Raw genomic sequence first — 9,493 nt, 5'->3', positions numbered from 1 at the left:
TTCCCTGTGATCCAAAACACCACCGGCGCATGACCGCGTCGGCATCGCTCTGCATTTTCAGAACGTCGTGATTCCATGCGCTCCTGCCCACATTGCTCGCACGCTTTTGACGACAACGCGTCGTCACCCGCTCAGTGTCCCGCTTGCGAACGGCAGTTGACCGTCCAGGATATTGGCTCCGCGACGCTCGAGTTCGATTCTCCCGCGCAGGAACCGCCTGCCGTCGGCAGCGGAACGGTCGTGCCGGACTCCCCAGAGATCGCGGCTACTTACGATTCCACGGAGATCGCTGCCAAAAACGACTCAGCCGAAATTGCTGCCACTTACGATTCGACCGAGATTGCCGCGAAGCACGACTCAGCCGAGATTGCCGCGAAGCACGACTCAGCCGAGATTGCTGCAACCTACGACTCGACCGAGATCGCCGCTACATACGATTCCAGTGTCATTCTGCCGCTTGAGCGTCCCGAAGGAACGACAGGCAAGGCCAAGGGAGGGAAGCCCCCCGCTGCAATCGATCCCACGAACACCGGCATGACGATTCAAGCTGGTCGGTTCACGCCAAACCCCGAGGAAATGAACGACGTCGAAGAGATCTTCAAAACGATAGACGTCAGCGACAGTGGAAGTGGCAGCGGACTGATTGGTGGTGCCGGCAAAACGACCCCACTGAATCGGAACGATCTCACAGCCATGTGGGACAGCAGCCAGGACTTCTCCGTGCAACCGGGTGCGCCCCTTTCACACACTGCTGTTTCGCCACCAGGCAGTTCTATAGTGCCGCTTTCGCACACGGCAATCTCTCCACCGTCCGGCTCGCGCGCGGCAAGCGGAAGTGGGGCACCACCTGGCGGCTCCGGTGCTCGCAAGTCGTCTCACAGCGGTGGCAGCGGTTCGGAAAGCCTGGAGAACTCACTGGTCATTCAGCCGCGCGTGCTGCGGAACGAAGGAGACGGCCAAAGCGAATTGGTCGAGCGCATCGACTACAACCTGCTGCGCAAACTGGGCGAAGGGGGAATGGGCATTGTCTATGCCGCCCGTCAATCGTCAATTCGCCGCACCGTCGCGCTCAAGATGCTCAAAGGGAGCGGCGTCAAGCAATCGGCCCAGCGCGAAAAGTTCCTCGCCGAAGCTGTCATCACCGGCGATCTCGAACATCCCAATATCGTGCCGATCTACGACCTGGGACGCGACGAAGAAGGGGCCATTTTCTATGCCATGAAGCATGTGAAAGGAACTCCCTGGGATAAGCTGTTGCCGCAAAAGTCGACTGCAGAAAACTTGGAGATTCTGCTGAAAACGGCCGACGGCGTCGCCTTTGCCCACTCGCGCGGCGTGTTGCACCGGGACCTGAAGCCCGAAAACGTGATGATCGGCGAGTTCGGCGAAGTACTGGTGATGGACTGGGGGCTGGCGCTCTCCATGATTAACCCACCGGCCAACGTGGCGTTGGGCGGAACGCCGGCTTACATGGCACCGGAGATGACGTTCGGCCCCGTACAACTGATCAACGCTACCAGCGACGTTTATCTTCTCGGTGCGATCCTGTTCGAGATCGTCACCGGCAAACGACCGCACGGAGGACCGACCGTTACACGCTGCCTGATGTCGGCGGCCAAGAACGAGATTATCACGACCGACAAGTCGGGCGAACTCGTCGACATCGCGCGCAAAGCGATGGCCACTCGGCAGGAAGATCGCTATCCGGGAGTTCGGGAATTTCAAGCGGCCTTGCGCGAGTATCAATCGCACAGCGAAAGCATCGCGCTGAGCGTGCGGGCCTTGGACGACCTGGCCGAGGCTCGCCGTACCGACAACTACGAAACGTATGCTCGGGCTTTGTTTGCCTTTCAGGAGGCATTCACCCTGTGGGCCGGCAACAGCCGCGCTCAGGTGGGCGTGACCGATGCGACGCAGGCCTATGCCCAGTGTGCATTTCGCAAGGGCGATTACGACCTGGGGCTATCGCTGCTCGACGCAAAGGATTCGCGCTTTGCAGACCTGAGAGAGCAGCTCTCGCAAGCGCGGCAAGAGCGCGATTCGCGGCAACGCCGCCTGCGCACTGCCCGGCGAATCGGTGCCGGCCTGGCGGCTGCCATGTTGCTCATCGTAACCGGCGCGTTCTTTTGGATTCGCGCCGAAGCTCAGCGGGCTCGGGCGGCGGAGGTAGTCGCCCGCAATGAACGGGCCGAAGCTGTGAAGCAGAAACAAACGGCCGAAGAGGAACGAGCCCGCGCGGAAAGCGCGCGGGCAGAGGAGGAGCAGCAGCGGAAGATCGCCGAACAACAGCGAATGGAAGCCGTGGCCGCCCGTCAGCAAGAAAAACTGCAGCGCGAAGCAGCCGAAACACAGCGGGCAATTGCCGTCGCTGCCCAGCGCGAAGAAGAACAGCAGCGCCGGATTGCCGACGAGCAGAAAGCGGCCGCGGTGCTGGCGAGGCAGGAAGAGCAAAAACAACGGCAGGTCGCGGAGCAAGCGCGCGTTAAGGAAGAATACGAAGCGTACGTCGCCCGCTTGGGTCTCGCTTCGTCCAAGATTCAAGAGAACGCTTTCGACCATGCGCTTGCCTTACTCAAAGAATGCCCGCCGCAACTCCGCAACTGGGAGTGGGGCCGCCTCTATTACCTCTGCACGCGCGACGAACGAACACTCGAAGCGGGAGTACCTATGGAAACACTGGACATTTCTCCGAATGGGCAGCAGCTTGTCGTGGGTGGTTGGGGGGGCGAGATCCGAATTCTGAATATCAATTCGGAAGACGCGCCCGTCAAAATCAACACCGGCGCTGCGGAAGTATTCGCGGTGGCTTTCTCGCCCGATGGCAAAACGATTGCTGCCGGCACGTCGGCCAAGCCTGAATATGTTTCGCTCTGGGACGCCCAATCGGGGCAGCGCCGCGGTGGACTGCAAGGCCATGCCGACGCCGTCATTAGCGTGCGATTTTCTCGTTCGGGAGAATCGTTGCTGACCGGTTCCTACGACAACACGGCCCGCCTTTGGAACCTGGCCGACCGGACCTCGCGCACGTTCCGTGGGCACGATTGGTGGGTTTGGTCAGCTGAATTCTCGCCCGATGAAAAGCAGATCGTCACTGCCAGCCAGGATGGCTCGGCAATTGTCTGGACCCTGGCAACGGGCAAGGCGAGTCCACCATTCCTCGGCCACACGGGCCCCGTCTTCGCCGCTTCATTCGCTCCCGATGGTCGCACCATCGCTTCGGCCAGTTACGACAAGCGGATCCTCCTGTGGGATCCGACCCAACTGCGTGAAGTCGATCTCGAACGAGTTCTTGGTAGCGATCGCACTGGACCAGGCGTCAAGGAGGACACCTCGGCTGCCACACCGTTCGTCGCACTCACCGGGCATTCGGCGGCCGTGCGCAGTGTTCAGTTCTCGGCCGATGGCAAGATGCTCGTCAGCGCGGGTAACGACAATGTGGTTTGCCTCTGGGATGTTCCGGACCACAAGTTGGTGAAGAAGTTTCGCGGCCACGCCAGCCGCGTGGCAATTGCCCGGTTTGCTCCGGGTGGCGACCGCATCGCTTCGGCCGGGCTCGATCGGTTCGTCAAGCTGTGGCGCATTTCGCAGTACGAAGAGATGAAAATTTTGGGAGGCCGCGTCTTGCACGGACATCGCGATTCGATTCTCGGTGCGGCCTTCTCGCCCGATGGCAATACGGTCGTCACCGCCAGCCGAGACAAGACCGCATCAGCCTGGAATGCAGCCACAGGCGAGCGACTCCGGACCTACGATGAAGGACATCAATACCTCGCGTCGGCCGCCTGGTGCTTTCCCGATGGCAAACGAGTGTTAACCGCAGCTGCTGATAACTCCAGCCGCATTTGGGATGTAGCGACCGGCGCACAACAGGCAGTGCTGGTCGGTACGGGGCCACACGCGGCCGTCGCGCTCGCGCCGAGCGGGGACTTCATCGTTTCGGGAAGCGACGATCGTTCGCTGCGCATCTGGAGCCCGGCCGGCAAGCTGCTGCGAGAATTCGCGGGGCTCGCGTCCGAAATTACCGCCATCGCAGTTTCGCAAGACGAAGCGCGAATCCTGACCGGCGACGCCGTGGGGCGAGTTCGCTTGCTCTCGGCCGCTGATGGCAAAACCCTGTGGGAAAACCGCTCGCACTCGCGCGCCGTGACGAGCGCCGCCTTTTTGGGAACTGGCGACACCGCGGTAACTGCCAGCCTCGATCACACCGTGGCGGTCTGGAATGTGGCCACTGGCAAAGAAGACGCCGCGCGACTGCTCAGGCATCCTGCTGCAGTGACTTCGCTGGCAGTTTCGTCCGATGGCGGCACAGCTTTGACCGCCTGCGCAGACAAGCAAGTTCGCCAGTGGAATCTAGCAACCGGATCGCTCGTGCGCACGTTGCCCGTTGACGATATCGCCGTCACCGGAGTCGCAATTACGCCTGATGGCAAACGAGCCCTAACCGCCACCGCCCAAAACCAGGTTCGCTTGTGGAATTTGGCTGACGGCACCGAGCTGGTTGTTCCCGGCATGGGGAAGGGACCGTTCCTCGATTTGGCAGCCACCACGCTGCTGGCCTGGTCGGCCACGTTCTCACCGACTGGCGATCGCGTGCTCACCGCCGGTGGCGCGGAAGCACACCTGTGGGACGCCGCAGACAGCAAGCTGCTGGTCGCTTTTTCGCCGCAGTCGGCCGTCTCGAGCGTGCAGTTCTCGCCCAGTGGCGATGAATTGGTGACGGGCAGTTGGGACAAAGCGGCCCGCGTTTGGAACTCGGCAACGGGCGCTACGCTGCTCAAGTTGGGGGGCGTGCATACGCGGTTTGTCAACGCCAGCGCTTTCTCGCCCGACGGTACGCAAGTCATCACTGCCAGTGACGATCAAACGGCCTGCCTGTGGGATGCCACCACGGGACGCCAGCTGCAAAGTCTGGTCGGTCATACGGGCAGCGTGACTGACGTGGCTTTCTCTCGCGATGGCAAGCAAGCACTCACCGCCTCAGCAGACAAGACGGCTCGCATTTGGGATGTGCGCACCGGCAAGACGCTGCATGTGTTGACCGGCCATACTCAGGCCGTCTTGCGAGCCGCGTTTTCGGTCGATGGTCGCCGCGTGCTGACTGGCAGCGACGATACTACCGCGCGCCTCTGGAACGCCGAAACGGGCGAGTATCTGGGAGTAACGTTGGCCGGGCACACGGCAAGCGTGACCGCAGCGGCCTTCTCGCGCGATGGCTCGCGAGTCTTTACGGGAAGTAAGGACATGACCGTTAAAGTGTGGGATCCAGCCACCGGCAAAGAAGTTCTCACGCTACCCGGGCATGCCCAGGAAGTGACGGTCGCCACCGCCTCGCCCGATGGGCGCCGCCTCCTCACCGCGAGTCGCGACGGCACAGCCATCCTGTGGGACTCACTCCCCTGGCAAGAGCCCGCTGTGGTTCCTCAGCCTGCTCCACCGCCCCGTTGAGATCTAATCGCCTACGATAGAGCGAAGTCTTCTCGGAGTGCGCTGACACGATCACGGGTGGCGTCTTTGGTGAAGGCCTATCGCGCCGTGCTGCGCCAAGCCGAACGCAGACACTCCTCCTTCGACTACCTCACCCCCAACGGCTACGAAGCCCTACTCGCCGAATCCCTTTAACAACAACACTGTCCGAAGTTTGCCGAGCAGCAAAAAACGCCCTAGTTTGACAGCTTCCTGAACAGGTAGTCGACCGAGCGTACATCGGACTTCAGTTTTTCGCCAACGCGGGCTTGGGCGAGCACCTGGTCGATGTCGGAGAACTCCGTCTTGTAGGCAGCGGTGGTGTAGCGACCGATGCCGCGGCGACCGTAGATCAGGTCGTTGCTGTTCATGCCGGTGATCTCTACCGTGTCGGTGCCGCCGAGTCCATGAAAGCCCACCGAGGCGAAATTCTCCACTCGCAAATTGAACGAACTGTTGGTGAGCGTGCGGTTTCCCTGTTCGATGACGAAGCGATCGTTCCCTCTCGTGCCGTTAAGGCGGGCCACATCGCCACCACCTTGCGAGATGACCGTGATATTGCGAATTCCTTCAACCATCGTCTGATGCCCAGTCCCGACGAGACCCACAAAAGTGGCAGTCGCTTCTAAATAGTCGACGCCGGCCGAGTCGTACATCGTCACGCGGTCATTCGCATCACCGCGAATATTGGTTTGTTCGACGCCAAGTCCGGAAACCCGGTAGGAGCTGCCGACTAGATCCACGCTACCGGGACGAGTGGTGATTGTGTCAACGGTTCCCGTCGCGCTGACGAGTGTCAAAGCATCGATTCCGCCAACACCTTGAATCTGAACTTGGCTGTTCGCGGCGAACGTGTAAGTAACGCCATTCACGGCAAGCTGCTGTTGCGTTCCGGTATGCGTCCAGGTGTAGAGGTCGCGGGCAGAGGTGCCGCCGACATCGACCTGCGAGCCGCTGACGGTAACCAGGTTCGTCACTCGAAAGTCGACGTCTCGATTCACGCCGGTCGCGCGAACGTAGTACACATTCCCCGCAGTAACGCTAATATCGACCCGTTCGCTGCTATCCGCCGTCGCACTGCTGCCGACCAGTCGGTTTTGCGAATCGTATACTTCGATGTCGATATTCCCACGCGCCGCACTAAACAGCGCTTCGACTGTCAACATGCCGGTGCGACCAGCCGTCAGCTGATAAAAATTGCTGGGCGTCTGCAGATTGAAGTTATCGAACAGATTGCCAGACACAACTCCCCAATTGCCGCTGAGCGCCGGAGGCGTCGGCGGATTCGGTGTCGTCGGAGGCGGCGGAGTTTCGGTCGTGCTGCTCGTCAGTTTGGCTTCGATGGTGAACTTGCCGATGCCGTCACTCGTGCCCAAACCCAACCGATACGATTGGCCGGCCACCACATTCATCGTGACGGTGTCGCCATTGATCGTACCCCCGTCGGGCGTTTGCCATTTGCCGGCCAAGTCGCCAATCGTATCGAGCGTGAACGTTACTTGCCCACTTGCCGCAGCCGTGAAGCGGAAGAAATCGCTATCGCTGACTTTGCCAATCGTGCCGCTGACCGTGATCGACGTCGTCAGATTGCCAATCGAAGTCGCATCTGCAGCGGTCGATCCAAATTCATCGGCCCCGACCAGTGTATCGAGAGCTTTCTGCAGATTCAGTTTGCTGTAGTTGGCATTGGTGACGGAGTCATACAGCGTATCGGCTGTGTTTTTGAGCCAATCGTAAAGCACGTCTTGCGTAATGTTGGTCTGGCCCATTGCAGCCATTGCTTCGCGCAAGAGGACGCTCGCGCCAGCCACATAGGGGGCCGCCATGCTCGTGCCAGATGTGGCACCCATGTCGTTTTTCAAGCCGTCGCCGCCGTAGAAATGATCGGGCAACGTGCTCATGACCTTCTCGCCCGGGGCGGCGAGGACACGGTCGCTCCGCTGGCTGAACGAACTGAACTGACCGCTAGCGCCGATGCTTGCCACCGGCACTACATATTGACTGGCAGCGGGATAACTGAGCCCCTCCGACTTATACGTGGCGAATGAGTTTCCTGCGGCCACAGCAATGAAGATGCCATCCTCTTCGAGCATCCGGAACTCATCTTCGAGCACCGCCCAATCGGGAAGATTCGAACTGTTCCACGCAGTTCCGAGCGAGAGATTAACCGTGGTGATGGGGTTGGCAAATGTATTGCGATTGTCGTGGACCCAGCGCAAGGCTTGTTCGACTCGCTCCAGCGTACCGCCGCCGTTGTCGTCGAACACGCGCAGCGCAACGAGGTCGACATCGGGCGCAACTCCCATGTACTTTTTATCGCTGCTGCCAATGATGCCCGAGACATGCGTGCCGTGAAAGCCCGCGGGGCCATCGTCGTAAGGGTTGGCATCGTTCTCGGCAAAGTCCCAGCCGCCGACCACTTTATAGGCAGCGCCCAGTCCGCCACCGAGGGCGATATGGTCATAGGCAATGCCGCTATCGATCACGGCTACGGTTTGGCCACCACCGCGCAGGCCCATCTCGTTGCGCGCGTAGGCGATCTCGGCCCAGCCATGCCCTTCGCTGGTCGACGAAGCTGCCGCAGCGGCCATGGTTTGAATGGGCGTATCGCGCCACTCATCGGCCAGGTCGTTGAGCGCTTGGGCGGTGAGGGCCAGGCGATCTTCAAACGATTCAAAGGCGACCTTGCGGTCGTCCTGCAACGTGGGACGTGTCATCAATGCTTGCTCGCGCCGAAAAGGTCTTTCCGGCCAGGAGTTCGCACCGCTGGCATTCTTAGCCAGCAAGCGAAACAGCTGAGGCGCGCAAGCAGATGCCAGCAGCACATGGCCGCCAGACATGCCGCGCGGAGGAGCAGCTGTCTTTCCCGGAACCGGGCACGAGGGGTGAAAAGTCTGCAGCCAACAACGTCCCTGTGGCTGCCTTCCAATAGTCAGACGCGAAACTATAGGTCAGTACCTACGCAGCAATGATGGCCGCGGTCGTGACTAGTCTGGTCACGGGCAGATGTTTGCTTTTGGCCACGTCCAGACAGGTGATACCAGCGGCACAACTTACCGGGATCGTGGTCAGCCTGAACCCATTAATCGTTACAGTTTGAATTTTCGCCGGTTCTCGTTGCAGCCAGCGCGAGGCAGTGCGGGCCAATGTCCAGCAAGTGAATTCGCGGGCGAAGCGAGCCGAAGATAGGGTTATTCGCCTGAAATCTGTTTCGCCGCAAAGGAATGCGACGTTGAGCGCCGGCGCCCTGATCCGCAGTACATGGCTGTTGTATTTCTCCCAGCCCGCGAACGATCGCGCGCTCTACAAGGCCGTTAAAGGCCGCACAATCCGTTCCGTCTTGGAACTGGGTGTGGGAGATGGAACACGCACCACGCGCTTGTTCGAGGTGCTGTCGTGGCAGCCCGAGAACCTGCCCTTGCGCTATACAGGCATCGACCTTTTCGAGGCTCGTCCGACCGGTCAACATGGACTGACGCTGAAGCAAGCGTTCGCCACGGTTCGCGCCCCCGATGTAAAGGTGCAACTGGTTCCGGGGTCGCCCTTCGATGCTCTCGCTCGCTGCGCCAACAATCTGGCCGATACCGACCTGGTAATCATTTCTGCCGATCAGCAAGCGGCGGACCTCGAACGAGCTTGGAAGTACTTTCCCCGCATGCTCCACAACGAGACAATGGTACTTCGTGAGCAAGCGGCCGCCGGAGGCAAGACAGTTTTCCAGCCACTCCCGGTGACCGAAATTCATCGCCTTGCCCGCGAAAGCGTCAAAACGCAGCGTCGCGCGGCTTAAGTCTTTGGCAAGCAACGCTCAGCGGGATCTTTCGGCATTCTGCTGAAAAGGTTGGACCGCCCCTCGACCCGCAGCCGAAATCTGATAAACTTACCTGTCTAGTCGAGAGCGAACCTGTTCAACAGCAAATCACTCTCTACTAACCACATAACGCGGGGTGGAGCAGCCCGGTAGCTCGCGAGGCTCATAACCTCGAGGTCGTCGGTTCAAATCCGGCCCCCGCAACTTTTTCTTAAGTCA

At 60.3% G+C, this 9,493-nt stretch carries 3 protein-coding genes and 1 tRNA gene; 3 read left to right on the top strand and 1 reads right to left on the bottom strand.

All coding sequences use genetic code 11. The annotated features are described in order from the left end of the window. The first annotated feature begins 156 nt into the window (after positions 1 to 156). Positions 157 to 5,445, top strand: a complete 5,289-nt coding sequence (locus tag ETAA8_RS17110) for a protein kinase domain-containing protein (protein ID WP_202921038.1) — start codon at positions 157 to 159, stop codon at positions 5,443 to 5,445. A gap of 215 nt (positions 5,446 to 5,660) precedes the next feature. On the opposite strand, the gene ETAA8_RS17105 is transcribed toward ETAA8_RS17110, so the two are convergent. After that, positions 5,661 to 8,180: a S8 family serine peptidase gene (locus ETAA8_RS17105; protein ID WP_202921037.1), complete on the bottom strand. Its 2,520-nt coding sequence runs from the start codon at positions 8,178 to 8,180 to the stop codon at positions 5,661 to 5,663. Between the two features lie 515 nt (positions 8,181 to 8,695). Here ETAA8_RS17105 and ETAA8_RS17100 point away from each other — a divergent pair. Further along, entirely contained in the window at positions 8,696 to 9,253 is a 558-nt protein-coding gene (locus ETAA8_RS17100) for a hypothetical protein (protein WP_145090784.1), read from the top strand. A gap of 151 nt (positions 9,254 to 9,404) precedes the next feature. Beyond that, positions 9,405 to 9,478, top strand: a tRNA-Met gene (locus tag ETAA8_RS17095). The last annotated feature ends 15 nt before the right edge of the window (positions 9,479 to 9,493 follow it).

The sequence above is a fragment of the Anatilimnocola aggregata genome (assembly GCF_007747655.1).
GTDB classification, from domain to species: Bacteria; Planctomycetota; Planctomycetia; order Pirellulales; family Pirellulaceae; genus Anatilimnocola; species Anatilimnocola aggregata.
This window is presented reverse-complemented; position numbering and strand designations above follow the sequence as displayed.